At 70.7% G+C, this 20498-nt stretch carries 19 protein-coding genes and 1 riboswitch; of the genes, 12 read left to right on the top strand and 7 right to left on the bottom strand.

The window, feature by feature from the left end:
- The first annotated feature begins 9 nt into the window (after positions 1-9).
- From IEX22_RS10210 to IEX22_RS10195, 4 genes are read left to right on the top strand one after another with little or no spacing between them, the layout of a single operon-like run.
- The gene (locus IEX22_RS10210; protein ID WP_188668296.1) at positions 10-1020 is read left to right on the top strand and encodes a branched-chain amino acid ABC transporter permease; all 1011 of its coding nucleotides are present in this window, start codon (positions 10-12) and stop codon (positions 1018-1020) included.
- Positions 1017-2267, top strand: coding sequence for a branched-chain amino acid ABC transporter permease (locus IEX22_RS10205; RefSeq protein ID WP_188668295.1), 1251 nt, complete (start codon positions 1017-1019; stop codon positions 2265-2267). The genes IEX22_RS10210 and IEX22_RS10205 overlap by 4 nt, the downstream gene beginning before the upstream one ends.
- Positions 2264-3292, top strand: a complete 1029-nt coding sequence (locus tag IEX22_RS10200) for an ABC transporter ATP-binding protein (protein ID WP_306464440.1) — start codon at positions 2264-2266, stop codon at positions 3290-3292. The genes IEX22_RS10205 and IEX22_RS10200 overlap by 4 nt, the downstream gene beginning before the upstream one ends.
- Positions 3279-3992: an ABC transporter ATP-binding protein gene (locus IEX22_RS10195; RefSeq protein ID WP_188668294.1), complete on the top strand. Its 714-nt coding sequence runs from the start codon at positions 3279-3281 to the stop codon at positions 3990-3992. The genes IEX22_RS10200 and IEX22_RS10195 overlap by 14 nt, the downstream gene beginning before the upstream one ends.
- 107 nt (positions 3993-4099) lie before the next feature.
- Here the strand turns inward: IEX22_RS10195 and IEX22_RS10190 are convergent, their stop codons facing one another.
- The 6 genes from IEX22_RS10190 to IEX22_RS10165 form a co-directional block, all read right to left on the bottom strand.
- Positions 4100-5182 carry a Gfo/Idh/MocA family protein gene (locus IEX22_RS10190; protein WP_188668293.1) on the bottom strand — a complete coding sequence of 361 codons (1083 nt, stop codon included), beginning with the start codon at positions 5180-5182 and terminating at the stop codon, positions 4100-4102.
- A gap of 145 nt (positions 5183-5327) precedes the next feature.
- Positions 5328-6428: a substrate-binding domain-containing protein gene (locus tag IEX22_RS10185; protein ID WP_188668292.1), complete on the bottom strand. Its 1101-nt coding sequence runs from the start codon at positions 6426-6428 to the stop codon at positions 5328-5330.
- A 42-nt stretch (positions 6429-6470) separates the two neighbouring features.
- The gene (mmsB, locus tag IEX22_RS10180) at positions 6471-7745 is read right to left on the bottom strand and encodes a multiple monosaccharide ABC transporter permease (protein WP_188668291.1); all 1275 of its coding nucleotides are present in this window, start codon (positions 7743-7745) and stop codon (positions 6471-6473) included.
- A 33-nt stretch (positions 7746-7778) separates the two neighbouring features.
- Positions 7779-9326, bottom strand: coding sequence for a multiple monosaccharide ABC transporter ATP-binding protein (mmsA, locus tag IEX22_RS10175; protein ID WP_188668290.1), 1548 nt, complete (start codon positions 9324-9326; stop codon positions 7779-7781).
- 173 nt (positions 9327-9499) lie between these two features.
- Entirely contained in the window at positions 9500-10759 is a 1260-nt protein-coding gene (locus IEX22_RS10170) for an ROK family transcriptional regulator (RefSeq protein ID WP_188668289.1), read from the bottom strand.
- 68 nt (positions 10760-10827) lie between these two features.
- Positions 10828-11346: a gamma carbonic anhydrase family protein gene (locus tag IEX22_RS10165; protein ID WP_188668288.1), complete on the bottom strand. Its 519-nt coding sequence runs from the start codon at positions 11344-11346 to the stop codon at positions 10828-10830.
- 60 nt (positions 11347-11406) lie between these two features.
- A riboswitch (ZMP/ZTP riboswitch) is annotated at positions 11407-11490 on the top strand.
- A gap of 51 nt (positions 11491-11541) precedes the next feature.
- Here IEX22_RS10165 and glyA point away from each other — a divergent pair.
- Positions 11542-12828 (top strand): serine hydroxymethyltransferase, encoded by a 1287-nt coding sequence (glyA, locus tag IEX22_RS10160; RefSeq protein ID WP_438816620.1) that lies wholly within the window; start codon positions 11542-11544, stop codon positions 12826-12828.
- A gap of 70 nt (positions 12829-12898) precedes the next feature.
- Here glyA and IEX22_RS10155 read toward each other — a convergent pair whose 3' ends face one another.
- Entirely contained in the window at positions 12899-14323 is a 1425-nt protein-coding gene (locus IEX22_RS10155; protein WP_188668287.1) for an FAD-binding oxidoreductase, read from the bottom strand.
- 105 nt (positions 14324-14428) lie between these two features.
- Between IEX22_RS10155 and IEX22_RS10150 the strand changes: the two genes are divergently transcribed.
- The 7 genes from IEX22_RS10150 to IEX22_RS10120 all read left to right on the top strand — a co-directional run bounded on the left by IEX22_RS10150 (position 14429) and on the right by IEX22_RS10120 (position 20439).
- Entirely contained in the window at positions 14429-15391 is a 963-nt protein-coding gene (locus IEX22_RS10150; protein WP_188668334.1) for an ABC transporter ATP-binding protein, read from the top strand.
- On the top strand, positions 15388-16242 hold the full coding sequence (locus IEX22_RS10145; protein ID WP_229659935.1) for an ABC transporter permease: 855 nt from the start codon (positions 15388-15390) through the stop codon (positions 16240-16242). Before IEX22_RS10150 ends, IEX22_RS10145 begins: the two co-directional genes overlap by 4 nt.
- Positions 16239-17072 carry an ABC transporter permease gene (locus tag IEX22_RS10140; RefSeq protein ID WP_188668286.1) on the top strand — a complete coding sequence of 278 codons (834 nt, stop codon included), beginning with the start codon at positions 16239-16241 and terminating at the stop codon, positions 17070-17072. Before IEX22_RS10145 ends, IEX22_RS10140 begins: the two co-directional genes overlap by 4 nt.
- 59 nt (positions 17073-17131) lie before the next feature.
- Positions 17132-17761 (top strand): hypothetical protein, encoded by a 630-nt coding sequence (locus tag IEX22_RS10135; RefSeq protein WP_188668285.1) that lies wholly within the window; start codon positions 17132-17134, stop codon positions 17759-17761.
- Between the two features lie 196 nt (positions 17762-17957).
- On the top strand, positions 17958-18812 hold the full coding sequence (locus IEX22_RS10130; protein ID WP_229659945.1) for an exodeoxyribonuclease III: 855 nt from the start codon (positions 17958-17960) through the stop codon (positions 18810-18812).
- 53 nt (positions 18813-18865) lie between these two features.
- Positions 18866-19918 carry a tryptophan--tRNA ligase gene (gene trpS / locus IEX22_RS10125; RefSeq protein ID WP_188668283.1) on the top strand — a complete coding sequence of 351 codons (1053 nt, stop codon included), beginning with the start codon at positions 18866-18868 and terminating at the stop codon, positions 19916-19918.
- A 2-nt stretch (positions 19919-19920) separates the two neighbouring features.
- The gene (locus tag IEX22_RS10120) at positions 19921-20439 is read left to right on the top strand and encodes a 2'-5' RNA ligase family protein (RefSeq protein WP_188668282.1); all 519 of its coding nucleotides are present in this window, start codon (positions 19921-19923) and stop codon (positions 20437-20439) included.
- Positions 20440-20498: the final 59 nt, after the last annotated feature.

Below are 20498 nucleotides of genomic sequence, written 5' to 3'. Positions count from 1 at the left end.
AGGATCTTCATGCTCGCAACCCTGACCGCTGCGCTGCCCATGGCCAGCGACTGGATCAACTTCGACGTCGACTCGCTGGTGCAGAACTTCTGGCCCGCCACGTTCGACGGCCTCACCTTCGGCGCCATCTACGCCCTCGTCGCCCTCGGTTACACGCTCGTCTACGGCGTGCTGAACCTGATCAACTTCGCCCACTCCGAGGTGTTCATCGTCGGCTGCTACGCCATCGTGTTCACCCTGACCCTCGGCTTCGGCTTCGGCCCGTCCATTCCCCGGCTGGGCCTCTGGGCCATCGTCATCAATCTCGTGATCGCGGTGCTGGTCGCCATGGTGGCCTCCGCCGTGACCGCGTTCCTGCTCGAACGCATCGCCTATCGGCCGCTGCGCAAGCGCAACGCCCCGCGCCTGGTCTTCCTGATCACCGCGATCGGCATGTCGTTCGTCATCCAGTACATCTTCTTCATCTGGCGGGGACCGTCGGCCGAGCCGGCTGTCATCATGTTCCGGCCGACCCCGGTGTTCGACGTCTTCGGCACCATCATCGACAGCCAGCAGATCGTCATCATCGTGGCGGCCGTGGTCATGATGGTCATCGTCGACCAGTTCATCTCCCGGTCCAAGACCGGGCGCGGCATCCGGGCCGTCGCCCAGAGCCCGGACACGGCGACCCTGATGGGGGTGAACAAGGAGCGGATCATCGTCACCACGTTCATCATCGGCGGCCTGCTCGCCGGCGTCGCCGCCCTGTTCTACGTGATGAAGGTGCCCTCCGGCGTCCAGTACAACGGCGGGTTCATCCTCGGCATCAAGGCGTTCGCGGCCGCCGTGCTCGGCGGCATCGGCAACGTCCGCGGCGCGCTCGTGGGCGGCCTGCTGCTCGGCCTGATCGGCAACTACGGGCAGCTGCTGCTCGGTGACTCGCAGTGGACCGACGTCGTCGCCTTCGTCGTCCTCGTCCTCGTCCTGCTGGTCCGGCCGTCCGGCATCCTCGGCCAGACCCTCGGAAGGAGCAAGGCATGAGCATGGCCAGCAAGACCCCGATGCCCTCGGCCGAGGCGGCCAAGGACGCCGTCGACCGGGAGTCCGGCCGCGGTGAGTTCTTCGGTCCGCTGCGACGCCGCTGGACGCAACTGTCCCGGCAGCAGCAGTGGGCGTGGGTGGCCATCATCGTCGTGGCCGCGTACGCGCTGCCGCTGCTGAACCCGCCGCTGATCTCCACCGAGCCCGGCACGAACTTCGCGCTCACCTGCGCCGAGATGGCCCGCTATGCCCTGGTGGCCGTCGGGCTGAACATCGTCGTCGGCTACGCCGGCCTGCTGGACCTCGGGTACGTCGCGTTCTTCGCGGTCGGCGCCTACACGGCGGCGATGCTCACCAGCCCGGACTCGCCGTTCATCAAGATCCCGTACCTGTGGACCCTGCCGGTCGCCATCGCGGTCACCATGTGCGCCGGCGTCATCCTCGGCGTGCCGACGCTGCGCCTGCGGGGCGACTACCTCGCGATCGTGACGCTGGGCTTCGGCGAGATCATCCGCATCCTGGCGACCATCATCCCGGCCGCCAAGGGCCAGGTCGGCTTCCAGAACGTCGGGGCGCCCCCGGGCACCCAGGCGGACGGCACCCCGCTGTTCTCCAACTCGAACGGCGTGCCCTGGTACTGGCTGATCCTCACGGTGCTCATCATCGTCATGCTGCTGGCCGGCAACCTGGAGCGGTCCCGCGTGGGTCGCGCGTGGGTCGCCATCCGCGAGGACGAGGACGCCGCCGAGGCGATGGGCGTGCCCACCTTCAAGTACAAGGTGTGGGCGTTCGCGCTCGGCGCCGGGGTGGGCGGCCTGTCCGGTTCCCTGTTCGCCGGGCAGATCGGCTTCGTGAACAACCAGCGGTTCGACGTGCAGACCTCCATCCTGTTCCTGGCCGCCGTCGTCATCGGCGGCACCGGCAACAAGGTGGGCGCGGTGATCGGCGGTGCGCTGGTGGCCTACCTGCCGCTGCGGTTCGTCGAGATCGCGAACTACAAATTCTTCATTTTCGGCGTGCTGCTGGTCGTCATCATGATCTTCCGGTCCAAGGGCCTGCTCGGCGCCCGGCAGCACCTGCTCACCTACGCCCGGCAGGCCTACGGGAAGGTCGTGGAAGCGGCTCGCAAGGGCGGCGTCCTGCCGCCGCGGCGCAGCGACACCGGCATCATCCCCGCGGTGGGCACGGGTAGCACCGGGACCGGCTCTAGCGCGGCCCGGACCACGCAGAAGGGAGACGGGGCATGAGCCACGTGGCCGGCGGCGAGACGCCGCAGCAGCCCGAGCCGCAGCGCTCGAGCACCGACGAGCCCCTCGCCGTCGCCGGCACCGGCGACGGTGCCGAGCCGCCCATCACGGGCGACCCGGCACGGCAGGAGGCGGTGCGGAACCTGCGCGCCAACCCCGCCGTGGACACCGGGGTGCTCCGCGAGGCGCACCTGGACCCGGAGGTCGTCGAGGCCGTCGTGCCGGATCGCGACATCGCGGCCCGGATCGGCGAGACGCTCGTCGAGATCCGGAACCTGACCATGAAGTTCGGTGGTCTGACCGCGATGGAGGACGTGTCCTTCGAGATCAAGCGCGGCGAGATCCTCGGGCTGATCGGGCCCAACGGTGCGGGCAAGACGACGTGCTTCAACGCCATGACCGGGGTCTACAAGCCCACGAGCGGGGAGGTTCTGCTCGAGGGCAAGCGGCTCAACGGCATGGCGCAGCACAAGATCACCCGCGCCGGGATCGCCCGCACGTTCCAGAACATCCGCCTGTTCGGGGAGATGACGGCGCTCGAGAACGTCGTCGTCGGCCTGGACGCCCGGCACCGGACCAGCGTCTTCGGGGCGCTCACCCGGCTGCCGCGGCACTTCCGGGAGGAGAAGAGCGCCATCGACCACGGCATGGCGCTGCTGGACTTCGTGGGCATCGCCGACCAGGCCGGCCGGCTGTCGCGGCACCTGCCGTACGGCTACCAGCGCCGGCTCGAGATCGCGCGCGCCCTGGCCACCGAGCCGAAGCTGCTCTGCCTGGACGAGCCCGCCGCGGGCTTCAACCCGGCGGAGAAGGAAGAGCTGATGGAGCTGATCCGGGTGATCGCCGCCGGCGGCTACACGGTGCTGCTCATCGAGCACGACATGAAGCTGGTCACCGGGGTGACCGACCGCATCGTCGTGCTCGAGTTCGGCAAGAAGATCGCCGACGGGACGCCGGCCGAGGTCACCTCGGACCCGCGCGTCATCTCGGCCTACCTCGGGGAGCCCGACGATGACGTTGCTTGAGTTGAAGGACGTCAGCGTCCAGTACGGCCGGATCCGCGCGGTCCGGGACCTCTCCTTCACCGTGGAGGAGGGGGAGGTGGTGTCCCTGATCGGGGCCAACGGCGCCGGCAAGACCACCACGATGAAGACCATCTCCGGTCTGCTCAACCCCTCCGCGGGCAGCATCACGTTCGACGGGGACGACATCACCCACACCCGGGCGCACCTGCGCGTGGTGCGGGGCATCTCCCAGTCGCCCGAGGGCCGCGGCGTGTTCCCCGGCATGACGGTGATCGAGAATCTCGAGATGGGCGCCTACGCGCGGAAGGACCGGTCCGGCATCGCCGCGGAGCTGGAGCGGGTGTTCGACCTGTTCCCGCGGCTGAAGGAGCGGCGCAAGCAGGTCGGCGGCACGATGAGCGGTGGCGAGCAGCAGATGCTCGCGATCGGGCGCGCGCTGATGTCCCGGCCGCGCCTGCTGCTGCTGGACGAGCCGTCCATGGGCCTCGCCCCGCAGTTCATCCGGCAGATCTTCCGCATCGTGACGGAGATCAACGAGCAGGGCACCACGGTGCTGCTCGTCGAGCAGAACGCCAACCAGGCCCTGTCCCGCTCCCACCGGGCCTACGTGCTCGAGACGGGCGAGATCACCCGCACCGGTACCGGCAAGGAACTGCTCGCCGACGACGCCATCAAGGAGGCGTACCTGGGCAGCGCCTGACCCGGCGCTCCCACCGCACCCCTCGCCAGCTCGTCAATAGATGCTCCATCGGGCCCGATTCCGGGCCTTCGTGAACATCTATTGACGAGCTGGCGTCGTTTCCGGCCTCAGGCGTCGTCGTCGGCGGGGTAGCGGACACCGAGCTGGGCCCGCACCGCGTCGAACAATTCCATGCTCGCAACCGAGTCGGCCAACGGCATGGTCGGGGACTCGGCCAGGCCCTGCTGGATGCAGCGGGTCACCTCGCGCAGCTGCCACACGTAGCCGCGGCTGCCGGCGGGGTCCCGGTCGAACCGCTCGTGGGTCGGCTCGCCGGCGCCCCGCTGGAGCGTGAGCTCCGTGATGCGCGTGACGGAGGGACCGGCGCGCAGCCAGCCCTCGGTGCCCCCGACGGTCAGGTGACGCGGGCCGAAGGAGTTCAGGGCGTTCGTCAGCTGGGCGTGCACCCCGTCCGGGTAGACCAGGGTGAGCGCCTCCTGCGCGTCCACCCCGGCCTCGGTGAGCGTGCCGGTCGCGGTGACGGAGACCGGCCGGCCGAGGATGGTCAGGGGCCACAGCGTCGTGTAGGGACCCAGGTCCAGCAGGGCGCCCCCGGCGAGCTCCCGGTTCCAGAGACGGTGCTGCGGCGGCTGGTCCGCGGCGAACGCGAGGTCGGCCGCGAGCCAGCGGACCTGCCCGACGGCGCCGTCCGCGATCAGGTCCCACAGCCGGTTCGGCCCGGGCTGGAACCGGGTCCAGACCGCCTCCATCAGGAACCGGTCGTTGGCGCGGGCGACGTCGGCCAGCCGACGCGCCTGCGCGGCCGTGACCGTGAACGCCTTCTCGCACAGCACGTGCTTGCCGGCCTGCAGCAGCAGCTCCGCGTCGGCGGCGTGCTCGCTGTGCGGGGAGCCGATGTAGGCGACGTCGACGTCGGGGTCCGCCGCCATCCGCTCGAGCCCGGTGAGGTCGTCGGCGCCGCCGTACGCGCGGGCGATCCCGTGCTCGGACGCGAAGGCGTCCGCCGAGTCCTGGGACCGGGACGCGACGGCGTGCAGGACGGCGTCCTCGAGGAGGGCGAGCTCGCCGGCCATGGTCGCGGCGATGGATCCGGTGGAGACGATGCCCCAGCGCAGTGGCCGGCCGGTGGCCGTCAGGGGAGCGGGGGCGTCGGCGGCGAGCGACGGCGGGGCGGGGAAGAGGCGGGTCATGCCCCCATCATGCCGTGCCGACCCGGCGGATACCGCCGTCACCGGGGACGACGGAGGGCCCCGCCGCACTGTCCGGAAAGAACAAAAAAGCGCGGCGGGGCCCTCGTCGGTGGTGCCCGTCGGGACGGGCGACGACCTCAGCAGGTCACTGGGTCAGCTTGGACAGCGTCGGGTCGTTGGCGTACGCCTCCTTGGCGTTGGCCTTGGTGACGATCTGCGGCGGCAGCAGGTAGGCCGGGACGACCTTGGTGCCGTTGTTGTACGACTTGTCGTCGTTGATCTCCGGCTTCTGGCCCTGCTGGATACTGTTCACCATCGCGATGGTCTGCTTGACCAGGTTGCGGGTGTCCTTGTTGATGGTCGAGTACTGCACGCCCGCCATGATCGACTTGACCGACTCCACCTCGGAGTCCTGGCCGGTGACGATCGGGGTCGGCTTGCCGGCGCCCTTGACCGAGGTCAGGATGGCGCGGGCCAGGGTGTCGTTCGGGGACAGGACGCCGTCCAGGGTGGTGGAGCCGTAGTTCGCCGACAGCAGCGTGTCCATCCGCTTCTGCGCGTTCTCGGCCTTCCAGCCCTGGGTCACGGCCTGCTCGAAGGACTTCTGCCCGGAGGTGACCTTCAGGGTGCCGTCGTCGATCTTGGGCTGCAGCACGGACATGGCGCCGTCGAAGAACACCTTGGCGTTGGCGTCGTCGGGGGAGCCGGCGAAGACCTCGATGTTGTACGGGCCGCTCGGCTTCTTGGCCTTCATGCCGTCGAGCAGGGCCTGGCCCTGCAGCTGGCCGACCTTGAAGTTGTCGTACGCGACGTAGTAGTCGACCGCGTTGGTGTTCTTCAGCAGCCGGTCGTACGCGATGACGGTGACGCCGGCGTCCTTCGCGGCCTTGACCTGGGTGGAGAGCTGGGCGCCGTCGATGGCGCCGACGACGATGACCTTCGCGCCCTTGGTGACCATGGACTGGATCTGGTTCTGCTGCTCGGACACGCCACCGTTGGCGAACTCGACGTCGGCCTTGTAACCGGCGTCCTTGAGGTCCGTGTTGAACAGGTTCTCCGCGAGGACCCAGTTCTCCGAGGTCTTCTGCGGCAGGGCCACGCCGATGAGGGAGTCCTTCGCGAACCCGCCCGAGCCGCCCGAGGCGCCGCCGCTGGCGGAGGAGCCCGAGTCGCTGCGGCCGCAGCCGGTCAGCGCGAGGGTGCCGATGGCCGCCACGGCCGCCATCGCTTTGACGACATTGCGCATGTTCATCTCTTTCTGTTGTGTCCGCAACGGACGGGTTGGGCCTCAGGCGTCGGCGCCGACGACCTGAGAGGTTTCGGTGGTCTCCCGCTTCGCGTTGGTCCCCCCGAAGTTCTTGAGCAGCAGCCCGGTGATCGAGCGCTTGCCCTGCGACTTGTTGTAGACGTCGAAGGCGACCGCGATCAGCAGCACGAGGCCCTTGATGATCTGCGTCCAGTCGGCGCCGACGCCGAGCAGCTGCAGACCGTTGTTCAGCACCGCCATCACCAGACCACCGATGACGGAGCCGACCACGGTGCCGACACCGCCCGAGACCGCGGCGCCGCCGATGAAGACGGCCGCGATGGCGTCCAGCTCCCAGCCGACGCCGTCGAACGGGCCGGAGGCGCTGGAGCGGGCGACGAACATCATGCCGGCGATGGCGGCCAGCACGGACATGTTCATCATGACCAGGAAGTTGACCTGCTTGGACTTCACACCCGAGAGCTCGGCGGCGTGGCGGTTGCCACCGACCGCGTAGACATGCCGGCCGATGATGGTGCGGCTGGCGAGGAACCCATAGATGACCACGAGCACGCCGAGGATGACGCCGGAGATCGGGAACGAGGTGCCCGGCCGGCCGGTGGCGAACAGGTAGGTGGCGTAGAGGATGGCGGCGCAGATCAGCACGAGCCGGGTGACGAGCACCCACAGCGGCTCCAGGTCGGCGCCGATGCGGCGCTGGTTGCGCCGGGTGCGCACCGCCCCGATCACGAGCAGGGCGACGAGGACGAGGCCGATCAGCAGGGTGAGGTTGTTGTAGCCGGTGCTCGGACCCAACTCGGGCAGGTACCCCGCCCCGAGGTACTGGAACTGGTCCGAGACGGGGATCGTGTTCGACTTGCCGACCCACTGGTTGCCGCCGCGGAAGATGAGCATGCCGGCCAGGGTGACGATGAACGCCGGGATCCCGACGTACGCGACCCAGAAGCCCTGCCACGCACCGATCAGGGCGCCCACGACGAGGCCGACGAGGACGCCGATCAGCGCGCCCCCGAAGCCGGTGAGCTGCCAGTCACTCATGCACTTGGCCACGACGATGCCGGTGAACGCCGCGACCGAGCCGACGGACAGGTCGATGTGCCCGGCGATGATGACGAGCACCATGCCGACGGCGAGGACGAGGATGTAGGCGTTGCCGTTGAACAGGTTGATCACGTTCTCCGGGGTGAGCACGAGCCCGCCCGTGGCGATCTGGAAGTACAGCAGCAGCGCCACGAGGGCGAAGACCATGCCGAACTGGCGGAGATCGCCGCCGAAGATGTCCTTGAGGTGTTTCATCGGTGTCCTTGGTGTGGTGCGGGTGGACGGCGGTCAGGAGGCCAGCTGGGCCCGGGTGGAGGTCATCATCCGCATGAGGGACTCCTGCGAGGCCTCACCGCGGTCGAGCACGCCGGTGATGGCGCCCTCGAAGATCGTGTAGACCCGGTCGGACAGACCGAGCAGCTCGGGCAGTTCGGAGGAGACGACGATGACGCCCTTGCCCGCGTCGGCCAGGGCCTGGATGATGCCGTAGATCTCGTACTTGGCGCCGACGTCGATGCCGCGGGTGGGCTCGTCGAGGATCAGCAGCTCGGGATCGGTGAACAGCCACTTGGCCAGCACGACCTTCTGCTGGTTGCCGCCGGAGAGCTTGCCGACGCCCTCATTGACCGTGGGTGCCTTCGTCCGCAGCGACTTGCGGTACTGCTCCGCCGCATTGAACTCGGCGTTCCGGTCGACGACCGAGAGCTTCGCGATCTTCTGCAGCTCCGCCGAGACGGTCGTCGTCTTGATGTCGTCCAGCAGGTTCAGGCCGAGCACCTTGCGGTCCTCGGTGACGTAGCCGATCCCGGCGTCGATCGCCTGGTGCACGTTCTTCAGCGTGATCGGCTTGCCGTTCATGATGATCTGCCCGTGCTGGTAGGTGCCGTACGAGCGGCCGAAGATCGAGCGCATCAGCTCGGTGCGGCCCGCGCCCATCAGGCCGGCGAAGCCGACGATCTCCCCGCGCCGGACGAAGAAGTTCGAGCCCTTGCAGACCAGCCGCTCGGGCACGGTGGGGTGGGCGACCGTCCAGTCCCGCACCTCGAAGAAGGTGGGGCCGATGTCGGGGGTGTGGTCGGGGAACCGGGACTCGAGGGAGCGGCCGACCATGCCCTTGATGATCCGGTCCTCGTCCACGCCGCCGGCGCCGACGTCGAGCGTCTCGACCGTCTTCCCGTCCCGGATGATCGTGATGGAGTCGGCGATCTGCTCGATCTCGTTGAGCTTGTGGCTGATGATGATCGACGTGATCCCGCGGGCCTGCAGGCCCCGGATCAGGTCGAGCAGGTGCGCGGAGTCCTCCTCGTTCAGCGCCGCGGTCGGCTCGTCGAGGATGAGCAGCTTCACGTCCTTGTTCAGCGCCTTGGCGATCTCCACCAGCTGCTGCTTGCCGACGCCGATGTTCTTGATCGGCGTCTCGGGGTCCTCCTTGAGGCCCACCCGGGCGAGCAGCTCGATGGCCCGCTTGTTGGTGGCCACCCAGTCGATGCGGCCGCGACGGGTCAGCTCGTTGCCGAGGAAGATGTTCTCGGCGATGGAGAGCTCGGGGATGAGCGCGAGCTCCTGGTGGATGATGACGATGCCCGCGGCCTCGGAGGAGCGGATGTCCTTGAACTGGACCTCCTGGCCCTGGTAGATGATCGTGCCCTCGTAGGACCCGTGCGGGTACACGCCGGAGAGCACTTTCATCAGGGTGGACTTGCCGGCCCCGTTCTCGCCGCAGATGGCGTGGACCTCGCCGGCGGTGACGTCGATGGAGACGTCGGAGAGTGCTTTGACCCCCGGGAACACCTTGGTGATGTGCTGCATCTGCAGGATCGTGTGGTTATCGGACATACCCCGGCCTCACCTCGAATGACCTCGTTGTCGAACGGCGACCGGCCGGCGGACCCGCCCCCGGGCGCACAGCTGGTTCGAGAGATGAGTTAACTGCATCACTCCGCTGTCGTCAAGTAATGAACGCATACCGGCGAGTAATACGCCAGTGGATGAATGGAGGACGCCGTCCATCAGGCCGGCACCGCGACCTGTTGGAAGGCGAGTGTGCAGGCGCCCAGTGCCTCCGCGCGGTCGCCCAGCGAGGCCATCGCGAGCTCCGTCGTCGCGGTGACGGCGGGGATGGCGTGCCGGTGCATGCCCTGCCGCACCGGGTCGAGCAGCACGGCGCCGAGGGCGGCGAGCGGGCCCCCGACGATGATCCGCTCGGGGTTGAGGATGTTGGCCATCGACGCGAGCGCACGGCCGAGGGCCTGCCCGGCGTCGGCCACCACCCGCCGGGCGGCCGGGTCGCCCCCGGCGGCCGCCTCCACCAGGTCGGCGGTGGTCAGCGGCCGGTCGGAACGGCGGGTGCGGGCGAGCAGATCGAGCATGTAGGACGTCGACGCCACCGTCTCCAGGCACCCGCGGCTGCCGCACCGGCAGATCTGGCCCTGTTCCACCACCGTCGTGTGGCCCAGCTCGCCGGTCAGGCCGACGTTGCCGTAGTACAGCTCGCCCCGCAGGATCAGACCCATGCCGATGCCGGAGCCGACCTTGACGAACGCGAGGTCGTGGGCGTCCGCGTGCGGGCCCCAGGTGACCTCCGCCAGGGCCCCCAGGTTGGCGTCGTTGTCCAGGTGCACGGGGGTGCGCAGGGTGCTGCGCAGCCGGTCGAGGACGTGGATGCCGACCCATTCGGGCAGGATCGCGCCGTAGACGATCTCGCCGGTGCGGCGGTCCACCGGGCCGGGGACGCCCACCCCGCAGCCGAGCAGGTCCTCCCGTCGGCGGCCGGTCTCGTCGAGCATGCGCTGCAGCAGCCGGTCCGCCTCGGCGATCACCTCGCTCGCGCCGAGGCCCACGGGCACGTCCTGGAACCGCTCGGCCAGGATGGTGTGGCTCGGTGTCGCCAGGATGATGCGGATGTGCCGGCGGCCGAAGTCGATGCCGGCGGCGAAGCTGCCGTCCTCGTTGAGGCTGACCAGGGTGGCCTTGCGGCCCGAGCTCGTCGTGGGCTCGGTGGTGACGAGCGAGGCCGCCGCCATCCTCCGCACGATGTTCGAGATGGTGGCGGTGGACAGGCCGGTGCGGCGCGCGAGTTCGGCCTGCGTGGCGGGGCCGGAGCCGGCCAGCACCTCGCGGATGCGCTGCTGGTTGAAGTCGCGCAGGGCCCGCTGGGAGCCGGTGTTGCGGGACGCGGCGCCGGCGTAGGGCGGCGCGGACGGCGTCGGGAGGGAGGCGTGGTCGATGCCGCGCCGGCGGGCAGGGCGGACGTCGTCATCGACAGGCATACCGGACAGCGTGCCCCACGGAGACGGTTGTCGTCAAGAAGTTAATGCAAGCGGTGTCAAACGCACAGTCACGAGGAACGACCCGCGTGCTGGCGGGAGAGGGCGCGATAGTGGGCGGCGTTCTCCCGGACCCCCGCCCGCTCGTCGTCGGTCAACTCCCGGCGCACCTTCGCCGGGACGCCGGCGACGAGGGAGCCCGGGGGCACGACGGTGCCCTCGAGGACGACGGCTCCGGCGGCCACGAGGGAACCCGTCCCGATCACGGCGCCGTTGAGCACGGTCGCGTTCATGCCGATCAGGCAGTCGTCCTCGACCGTGCAGCCGTGCACGACGGCGTTGTGGCCGACGCTCACCCCGTCGCCGATGGTCGCCGGGAAGTCCGGATCGGCGTGCACGACGACGTTGTCCTGCAGGTTGCTGCCGGCGCCCAGCCGGATCGTGGCGGTGTCCCCGCGCACGACGGCGCCGTAGAAGACGCCGGAGCCGGCACCGACGCTCACGTCGCCGATCACGGTCGCATTCGTCGCCACGAAGGCGGACGGGTCGATCCGCGGGGAGTGGTCACCGTGCTGGAGGATGGTCGCCATGGCCCGATCCTAACCAGCCGGCCCCTCGGCGTCCGGCGCCTTCGGTGTACCGTGAGCCACGACGGGACGCGTGACTGGCGTGAGGTGGAGGACCACCGGGGAGCGCGCCCGGTGAGGGACCGGCCGCACGCCTGGGTGGAGTCCACGACGACCGCGTGCCCGACCGCCACGACCGCCCCCGCAGGAGAGATCACGTTGAGCCATTCCGCCACCGCCGCCCTGAACACCCAGCCGCTGACCGAGGTCGACCCCGAGATCGCCGCGGTGCTCGCGGACGAGCTCGGCCGCCAGCGGGGCACCCTCGAGATGATCGCCTCCGAGAACTTCGTGCCACGGGCCGTGCTGCAGGCGCAGGGCTCCGTGCTGACCAACAAGTACGCCGAGGGCTACCCCGGGCGGCGCTACTACGGCGGCTGCGAGTACGTCGACGTCGCCGAGAACCTCGCGCGGGACCGGGTCAAGGCGCTGTTCGGGGCCGAGCACGCCAACGTGCAGCCCCACGCCGGGGCCCAGGCCAACGCGGCCGCGCTCGCCGCCATGATCCAGCCCGGCGACAAGCTGCTCGGGCTCACCCTCGCGCACGGCGGGCACCTGACGCACGGCATGAAGCTGAACTTCTCCGGCAAGCTCTACGAGGTCGCCGCCTACGGCGTGGACCCGGACACCTACCGCATCGACATGGACCACGTGCGGGAGCAGGCCCTCGCGGAGCGGCCGCAGGTGATCATCGCCGGCTGGTCCGCCTACCCGCGGCAGCTCGACTTCGCCGCCTTCCGGTCGATCGCCGACGAGGTGGGCGCGCTGCTGTGGACGGACATGGCGCACTTCGCCGGCCTGGTGGCCGCGGGCCTGCACCCGAACCCCGTGCCGCACTCCGACGTCGTCACCTCCACCGTGCACAAGACCCTCGGCGGTCCCCGCTCCGGGCTCGTGCTCTCCAAGGCCGAGTACGCGAAGAAGATCGACTCGGCGGTGTTCCCCGGCCAGCAGGGCGGCCCACTGATGCACGCCATCGCCGCCAAGGCCGTCGCGTTCAAGATCGCCGCGGGGGAGGAGTTCGCGCAGCGGCAGCGCCGCACCCTGGACGGTGCCCGGATCCTCGCCGAGCGGCTCTCCGCCGCCGACGTCACCGAGCACGGCGTGTCGGTGCTGACCGGCGGCACCGACGTGCACCTCGTGCTCGTCTCCCTGAAGGACTCGGCGCTGGACGGCAAGCAGGCCGAGGACCTGCTGCACCGCGCGGGCATCACCGTCAACCGCAACGCCATCCCGTTCGACCCGCGCCCGCCGATGGTCACCTCGGGCCTGCGGATCGGCACCCCGGCCCTGGCCACCCGCGGCTTCGGCGACGCCGAGTTCACCGAGGTGGCCGACGTCATCGCGGAGACCCTCAAGCCCGGCGCCGACATCGACGCGCTGCGCGTTCGCGTGGAGAAGCTCGCCGGCGACTTCCCGCTGTACGAGGGCCTCGAGGAGTGGTGAGCGCCTCCCGCTGAGGCGCCTCGACCCGGGCCCCGGCCCGGCTCAGCGCTGGTTCGCCGGCGCCCGGCGGCTACGGCGCGAAGACCTTGCCGGGATTGAGCAGGCCGTCCGGGTCGAACGCCGCCTTGATCCGGCGCTGCAGGGCCAGCTGGTCGGTACCGAGTTCGTCCCCGAGCCAGCGCCTCTTGAGCACGCCCACCCCGTGCTCGCCGGTCAGGGTGCCGCCGAGCTCGATGGCGTACTGGAACAGCTCGTCGGCCGCGTCCCACACCCGCGGGGGGACCTCCGTGCCCGCGAACACGAACGTCGGGTGCAGATTGCCGTCACCGGCGTGGGCGTTGGTCGGGATGGCCACGTCGTACCGGTCGGCGATGTCGGCGATCCGCGCGTACATGGCGGCGAGCCGATCCCGGGGCACGGCGACGTCCTCGATCAGGGCGGTCCCCAGCCGGGTCATCGCCGGATGCACCTCGCGCCGCACCTGCACCAGCCGGGCCGCCTCGGCCGGGTCCCGGGCGAACTCGACCCGGCCCCCGTTCGCCTCCAGCACCGCGCGGATCGCCTGCGCCGTCGCCTCCGCCCCCGGGCCGTCCGTCTGGATCAGCACGTAGGACCGGCCCCGGTCGATCAGGTCGACGCCCGTGTGCGCGCTGACGGCGGCGAGGATCTGCTCGTCGAGCAGTTCCATCACCGCCGGCTCCAGGTGGGCGGCGGTGACGGCCGAGCAGGCCGCGGCGGCCGCCTCGACGTCCTCGAAGAACGCGGCGATGGTGGGCACCGGGCCGGTGACGGCCGGGCGCAGCTTGAGCGTGCACTCGACGATCACGCCGAGCACGCCCTCCGAGCCGATCATCAGGGCGCAGAGGTCGAGCCCGGTGACGCCCTTGACGGTGCGGTGCCCGACGCTGATCAGCGTGCCGTCGGCCAGCACCACCTTCAGCGCCAGCACGGACTCCCGGGTGACCCCGTACTTGGCGCACAGCAGCCCGCCGGCGTTGGTCGCGATGTTGCCGCCGACGGACGAGATGTCCTTGCTCGCGGGGTCCGGCGGCCACCACAGCCCCTGCTCGGCGAGGGCCGCGTTCAGGGTGCCGTTGAGGATGCCGGGCTGGACGACGGCCAGCCGGTTCTGCGGGGAGATCTCCAGGATCCGGTCCATCCGCGCCGTCGAGAGCACCACCTCGCCCGCCCCGCCGATGGCGCCCCCGGCCAGCCCGGTACCCGCGCCGCGGGTGACGATCGGGGTGCCGGTCGCGGTGCAGATCCGGCACACGGCCTGGACGTCCTCGATCTCCTGTGCCTCGACCACCGCCAGGGGGGCGGCGTCGGTCGCGTGCCCCGATTCGTCGGTCCGCGCCGCCGCCAGGGAGGCCGGGTCGGTGCGGACCTTGTCCCCGAGGGCCTCGGTCAGCCGGCGCAGGACCTCGGGGTCGGTGGCGGCCGGGAGATGATCGGCGGGCCCGGGCCGGGGCGGAAGGGTGCCGGGTGCGGTCATCGTCGGTGCTCCTCGAGTACGTCGCGTCAATGCTGTGATCTGTCGGTGTGATTTCCTACACTGTCACGAGTGTCCACCGACTCGCCCGCCGGGCGCGGTGCCGCCGTGACCTCGGCGCGCACCGATTCCCCGGCGTCCTCCGCGCCCGCCGCCGTCATCACCGCCCGGGACCTGACCAAGGTCTACGGCGACACCCGCGCCGTCGACGGGATCAGCTTCGACATCGCCCCCGGTGAGTCCTTCGGCCTGCTCGGCCCCAACGGTGCCGGCAAGTCGACGACCATGCGGATGATCGGGGGCGTGACCGGGCGCACCGGCGGCGAGCTGACCATCATGGGCCTGGACCCGGAGAAGCACGGGCCCGAGGTGCGGGCCCACCTCGGCGTCGTCCCGCAGCAGGACAACCTCGACGAGGAACTGCGCGTGCGCGACAACCTGCTCGTCTACGGCCGCTACTTCGGGCTCCCGTACCGCTACCTCCAGCCCAAGGTCGACGAGCTGCTCGAGTTCGCCCAGCTGACGGAGAAGGCGAAGGCCAAGGTCGACTCCCTCTCCGGCGGCATGAAGCGGCGCCTGACCATCGCCCGCGCCCTGGTGAACGAGCCGAGCATCGTGATGCTCGACGAGCCGACCACGGGCCTGGATCCGCAGGCCCGGCACATCCTCTGGGACCGCCTGTTCCGGCTCAAGGAGCAGGGCGTCACCCTGGTGCTGACCACCCACTACATGGACGAGGCCGAGCAGCTGTGCGACCGGCTGATCGTCGTCGACAAGGGCAGGATCATGGCGGAGGGGTCGCCGGCCACCCTGATCCGGCAGTACTCGACCCGCGAGGTGCTCGAGGTCCGGTTCGGCACGGACCGCAACGCGGCGGCGGCCCAGTCGCTGGCCGGGGTGGGCGAGCGGATCGAGGTGCTGCCGGACCGGGTGCTGCTCTACGCCGCGGACGGCGAGGCCGCCCTCGACGAGGTCACCGCGCGCGGCCTGCGACCCGTCACGTCCCTGGTGCGACGGTCGTCGCTGGAGGACGTGTTCCTCCGGCTCACCGGGCGGAGTCTGATCGAGTGAGCGGGAGCACCCCCACCGCCCTGACCTACTCCGGGCGCGCCCACGGCCCCGCCGTGTCCGCCGCGAAGGCCCGCCGGTGGGGCGCCCTCTACTACGCCGAGCACGCATTGCGCAGCATGCGCGCCTACGCCGGCACCATCGCGCTGGAGAGCATCGGCTCCCCGCTGCTCTACCTCTACGCCCTCGGCGTCGGCCTGGCCGTGCTCGTGGACCGCAACGGTGTCGCCGCGAACGGGGTGAGCTACCTGCAGTTCGTCGCGCCCGCCCTGGTCACCTCGGCCGCGCTGATGACCGTGGGCCTGGAGATGATGTTCCCCGTGATGGACGGCTTCAAATGGCGCCGGGTCTACTACGGCCCCAACGCCTCCCCGCTCACCCCGGGTCAGATCGCGGCCGGCCACCTGATGGCCGTGGGGGTCCGTCTCACCGTGCAGACCGTGGCCTACGTCGGCATCCTCCACCTGTTCGGCGCCGTCCCGTCGCTCGGCACCGGCTGGTTGATCGTGCCGATCGCGGTCCTCGGGGCGCTCGCCTTCGGGGCGCCGGTGATGGCGTACTCGGCGACGCTCGAGGGCGAGGGCTTCCAGTTCTCCATGATCCAGCGGTTCGTGATCACCCCGCTGTTCCTGTTCTCGGGCACCTTCTACCCGCTCGAGACGATGCCGGCCGGGCTGCAGTGGATCGGCTGGATCTCCCCGCTGTGGCACACGACGCAGCTGGCCCGGGTCGTGTCGTTCGGGCTGGCGGTGCCGCCGTGGCTAATGGTCGTCCATCTGGTGGTCCTGGTCGCGCTCGCCGTGACGGGGATGACGCTGGCCCGCCGGTTCTTCACCCGCAGGCTGGGTCGATGACCGCCCCCGGCGGCGTCACGACGCCGCGCCTGACCCCGTCGCGCCGGCCGCTCGCGGTGCTCTACTCCCGCAATGCGAGCGCCGTCATCGGGCGCGGGTTCCGGGTGATCCGCAGCCAGAACTGGATCATCCTCGTCTCCGGGTTCTTCGAGCCGGTCTTCTACCTGCTCTCCCTCGGGGTGGGGCTCGGCACGCTCGTCGGTCAGGTCGAGGGCCCCGGCGGGACCACCGTGAGCTACGCCGCGTACATCGCGCCGGCGCTGCTGGCGGTCTCCGCGATGAACGGCGCCGTCTACGACTCCACCTGGAACGTCTTCTTCAAGATGACGTTCGGCAAGCTGTACCAGGGCATGCTGTCGACCTCTCTCGGGCCGCTGGACGTGGCCGTGGGCGAGATCGTCATGGCCCTGGTGCGCGGCGCCCTGTACGCGGTGGGCTTCACCGGGGTGATGGTCGTGTTCGGCCTCGCGCAGTCCGCCTGGACGTTGCTGCTGATCCCCGCCGCCGTGCTGGTCGCCTTCGGGTTCGCCAGCTTCGGCATGGCCGTCACCAGCTACATGAAGACCTTCCAGCAGATGGACATCGTCACGTTCGTGATGATGCCGATGTTCCTGTTCAGCGCGACGTTCTACCCCCTCTCCGTCTACCCGGAGCCGATCCGGTGGGTGGTCCAGGCGCTGCCGCTGTGGCACGGGGTGGAGTTGATGCGCCAGCTCAGCGTCGGCGTCCTCACCGGGGAGACCGCCCTGCACCTGCTGTACTACGTCGTGATGATCGTGATCGGGCTGGCACTGACCACCAGCCGGCTGCGGGCGCTGTTCCTCAAGTAGCCCGTTCGCCTCCGGTGGAACGCCGCCGCCCCGGCCCGGCGGTACGGGAGAATGGGGCCATGGCTGGCTCGACGCGTCCCGATCCCCGATCCGACTCCCGCACCGGTGCGCCCGCCGGGGGCCTGCTCTCCGGCACCGGGTTCGCGGGCCGCGCCTACGACGGCGCCGTCACCGGCGCTCGCCGGTCGCCGCTGGGAGGGGGCGGGCTGATGCTCGCCGTCGTCATGGTGGTGTTCCTCGTCGCCGTCGTGTTCGCCGCCAATCAGAACGACGTCGTCGGCTGGCTGGTCGCGATCGTCGCCGCGGGGTGGCTGGTGCTGGCCCTCGTCGTCTTCCTCGCCGTGCGCCGCGCCGCCCGCTTCGGCGCCACCCAGCTCGCCAGCGCCAACGACACGCTGCGCTCCGCCGCCGGGCTGCCCCCCTCGGGTGCCACCGCCGGCACGCGGGTGGTCTCCGCCGCGGCCGCCGACCCCGTCCGGGACGAGAAGCTGGCGCACAGCCTGCGGATCGTGGCGGTGCAGGGCCGGGTGATCGAGCAGCATCTGGGCACCGACCCGGACCAGGTGGCGCGGGCGCTGGAGACCATCCAGATCACGGCCCACAACGCGCTCGGCATGCTCGGTGTCGACGACCGTCCTCGCCGCGACGGCACCGACGACGGTCCCCTCAGCGGCACCGTCGTCGACTGACCCGCGCCCTCACCTTCCGCCAGCTCGTCAATAGATGTCGACGCAAGCGGTTGCGAAGGGCCGGATCGAACATCTATTGACGAGCTGGCCAGGGGGGCCGGGGGGCGCGGGGGAGCCCGGCGGTAGAGTGGATCGGGTGACATCGCTGCCCGTGCTGACGACCGCCGAGGACCCGACCGCCGAGAACGACGCCACGATCGATACCGCCGGCGCGACCCGCCGGCTGCGCGTGGCCAGCGTCAACGTCAACGGCATCCGGGCCGCCTTCCGCACCAGTGGCGTGCGGGCGGGCAACGGCGACGGCATGCGCGAGTGGCTCGCCGCCCGCGACGTCGACGTGCTGACCCTGCAGGAGGTGCGGGCGCCCGACGCCGTCGTGCACGAGCTGCTCGGCCCCGACTGGTACGTCGCGCACGCCGAGGCCGGCGCCAAGGGCCGCGCCGGCGTCGCCGTCGCCACCCGCCTCGAGCCCACCGCCACCCGGATCGGGATCGGCGAGGACTACTTCGCCACCGCCGGCCGCTGGATCGAGGTCGACGTGACCGTCCCCACCGCCGCCGGCGACGCCGTGCTCACCGCGGTCAGCGCCTACGTGCACTCCGGGGAGGCCGGCACCGCCCGCCAGGAGGACAAGTACCGGTTCCTCACCGCGATGGAACGCCGCCTGCCCCAGATCCGGGCCCGTGCGGACCTCGCCGTCGTCACCGGCGACCTGAACGTCGGGCACACGACGCGCGACATCAAGAATTGGAAGGGCAACGCCACGAAGGCCGGCTTCCTGCCGGAGGAGCGCGCCTACGTCGACCGGTTCCTCGGCGAGCACGGCTGGGTGGACGTCCACCGTGCGCTCGCCGGCGACGTCGACGGGCCCTACACCTGGTGGTCGATGCGCGGGGCGGCCTTCGACAACGACGCCGGATGGCGGATCGACTACCAGCTCGCCACTCCCGAGCTCGCCCGCACGGCGACGACCGCGAGCGTCGACCGAGCCGCGTCCTGGGACACCCGCTGGTCCGACCACGCCCCGCTGGTGATCGACTACCAGCTCTGACCGCCCCGCCAGCCGCCAGCACCGACCCCGATCTCGACAAGGAAGCACCGTCCATGGCCACCCCGCCACGTCCCCGCGTCCTCTCCGGAGCCCAGCCCTCCGCCGACAGCCTGCACCTGGGCAACTACATCGGGGCCGTGCGCAACTGGGTGCGGATGCAGGACGACAACGACGCGATCTACTTCATCCCCGACCTGCACGCCATGACGGTCGAGCACGACCCGGCGACGCTCGCGGACCGGACGCGCCGCACGGTCGCCCAGTACATCGCCGGCGGGGTGGACCCGGACCGCTGCACCCTGTTCGTGCAGTCCCACGTGCCCGAGCACGCCGAGCTGGCCTGGGTGCTCAACTGCATCACCGGCTTCGGTGAGGCGTCGCGAATGACCCAGTTCAAGGACAAGACCGCCCGCTACGGCGTCGACGCGGCGACCGTGGGCCTGTTCGCCTACCCCACGCTGATGGCCGCCGACATCCTGCTCTACCAGGCGCACCGGGTGCCGGTGGGGGAGGACCAGCGCCAGCACATCGAGCTGACCCGCAATCTCGCGCAGCGGTTCAACACCCGGTTCGGGGAGACCTTCGTGGTCCCCGAGGGATTCATTCCGCCGGCGTCGGCGAAGATCTACGACCTGGCGAACCCGACGGCGAAGATGTCCAAGTCCGCGGCCTCCCCGGCCGGGCTGATCAACCTGCTCGACGAGCCGAAGGTCACCGCGAAGAAGATCAGGTCGGCCGTGACGGACAACGGCACCGAGATCCGGTTCGACCGCGAGGCCAAGCCCGGCGTCTCCAACCTCCTGGCCATCCACTCCTCGCTCAGCGGCCGCGGCGTCGACGAGCTCGAGCAGGACTACGCCGGGAAGATGTACGGGCACCTGAAGGTGGACGTGGCCGACCTGGTCACCGCGTTCGTCGTCCCCTTCCGGGAACGGACGACGGAGCTGCTCGCCGACCCGGCCGAGCTGGACGCGATCCTCGCGCGCGGCGCCGAGAAGGCCCGCGAGATCGCCGGGCGGACGCTCGCCGCGGTCTACGATCGGGTGGGCCTGCTCCGACCCGCGCGCGGCTGGGTGCGCGAGCCCGCGGCGACCGGCGAGAGCTGACCGTGGAGGCGCTGACGGAGGGTGCCCTCGGGGTGGTGATCGCCGTCCCGGGGCCGCTCGCGGCGCAGCTGCACGGGTGGCGCGCCTCCTTCGGGGAGGCCGCCGAGGCGCTCGTCCCGCCCCATGTGACCATCCTGACCCACGGGATCACGGACGACGTCGACGCCGCCGTCACGGCGGTGGCCGCGGTCGCGGCCCGCACCGCTCCGTTCACCGTGGTGCTGCGCGGCACCGGCAGCTTCCTGCCACACTCGCCGGTCGCCTTCCTGCGCCTGGCCACCGGGGCGCGGGAGTGCGTCGACCTGCACGAGGGCATCCTCGCGGCCGGCATCGGCAGCGGCGCCCGGTTCCCGTACCACCCGCACGTCACCCTCGCCCAGGGCGTCGACCGGCAGGCCCTGGACGAGGCGCTGATCCGCTTCGCCGGTTTCGCCGCCACCTTCCCGGCGCGCGCGCTCGGCGTGTTCCGCGCGGGCGAGCAGGAGTGGGAGCAGGTGGGGGAGGTCCCGCTCGGCGGCTGAGGAGCACCAGGACACACGACGAAGGCCCGGGCGGTTCCTCGCCCGGGCCCTCGTCGTGT

The organism is Tersicoccus solisilvae (assembly GCF_014643255.1).
Lineage (GTDB): Bacteria > Actinomycetota > Actinomycetes > Actinomycetales > Micrococcaceae > Tersicoccus > Tersicoccus solisilvae.
Note: the sequence above shows the minus strand (reverse complement) of the source record. Positions and strands in the feature narration are given on the sequence as shown.

Bases quoted from the DNA above. Each gene is read 5' to 3' on its own strand.
- IEX22_RS10155 (WP_188668287.1), bottom strand. From the start codon at position 14,323: ATGACCGCACCCGGCACCCTTCCGCCCCGGCCCGGGCCCGCCGATCAT.
- mmsB (WP_188668291.1), bottom strand. From the start codon at position 7,745: ATGAAACACCTCAAGGACATCTTCGGCGGCGATCTCCGCCAGTTCGGC.
- IEX22_RS10210 (WP_188668296.1), top strand. From the start codon at position 10: ATGCTCGCAACCCTGACCGCTGCGCTGCCCATGGCCAGCGACTGGATC.
- IEX22_RS10185 (WP_188668292.1), bottom strand. From the start codon at position 6,428: ATGCGCAATGTCGTCAAAGCGATGGCGGCCGTGGCGGCCATCGGCACC.
- IEX22_RS10165 (WP_188668288.1), bottom strand. From the start codon at position 11,346: ATGGCGACCATCCTCCAGCACGGTGACCACTCCCCGCGGATCGACCCG.
- IEX22_RS10170 (WP_188668289.1), bottom strand. From the start codon at position 10,759: ATGCCTGTCGATGACGACGTCCGCCCTGCCCGCCGGCGCGGCATCGAC.
- IEX22_RS10200 (WP_306464440.1), top strand. From the start codon at position 2,264: ATGAGCCACGTGGCCGGCGGCGAGACGCCGCAGCAGCCCGAGCCGCAG.
- mmsA (WP_188668290.1), bottom strand. From the start codon at position 9,326: ATGTCCGATAACCACACGATCCTGCAGATGCAGCACATCACCAAGGTG.
- IEX22_RS10135 (WP_188668285.1), top strand. From the start codon at position 17,132: ATGGCTGGCTCGACGCGTCCCGATCCCCGATCCGACTCCCGCACCGGT.
- IEX22_RS10205 (WP_188668295.1), top strand. From the start codon at position 1,017: ATGAGCATGGCCAGCAAGACCCCGATGCCCTCGGCCGAGGCGGCCAAG.
- trpS (WP_188668283.1), top strand. From the start codon at position 18,866: ATGGCCACCCCGCCACGTCCCCGCGTCCTCTCCGGAGCCCAGCCCTCC.
- IEX22_RS10140 (WP_188668286.1), top strand. From the start codon at position 16,239: ATGACCGCCCCCGGCGGCGTCACGACGCCGCGCCTGACCCCGTCGCGC.
- IEX22_RS10190 (WP_188668293.1), bottom strand. From the start codon at position 5,182: ATGACCCGCCTCTTCCCCGCCCCGCCGTCGCTCGCCGCCGACGCCCCC.
- IEX22_RS10195 (WP_188668294.1), top strand. From the start codon at position 3,279: ATGACGTTGCTTGAGTTGAAGGACGTCAGCGTCCAGTACGGCCGGATC.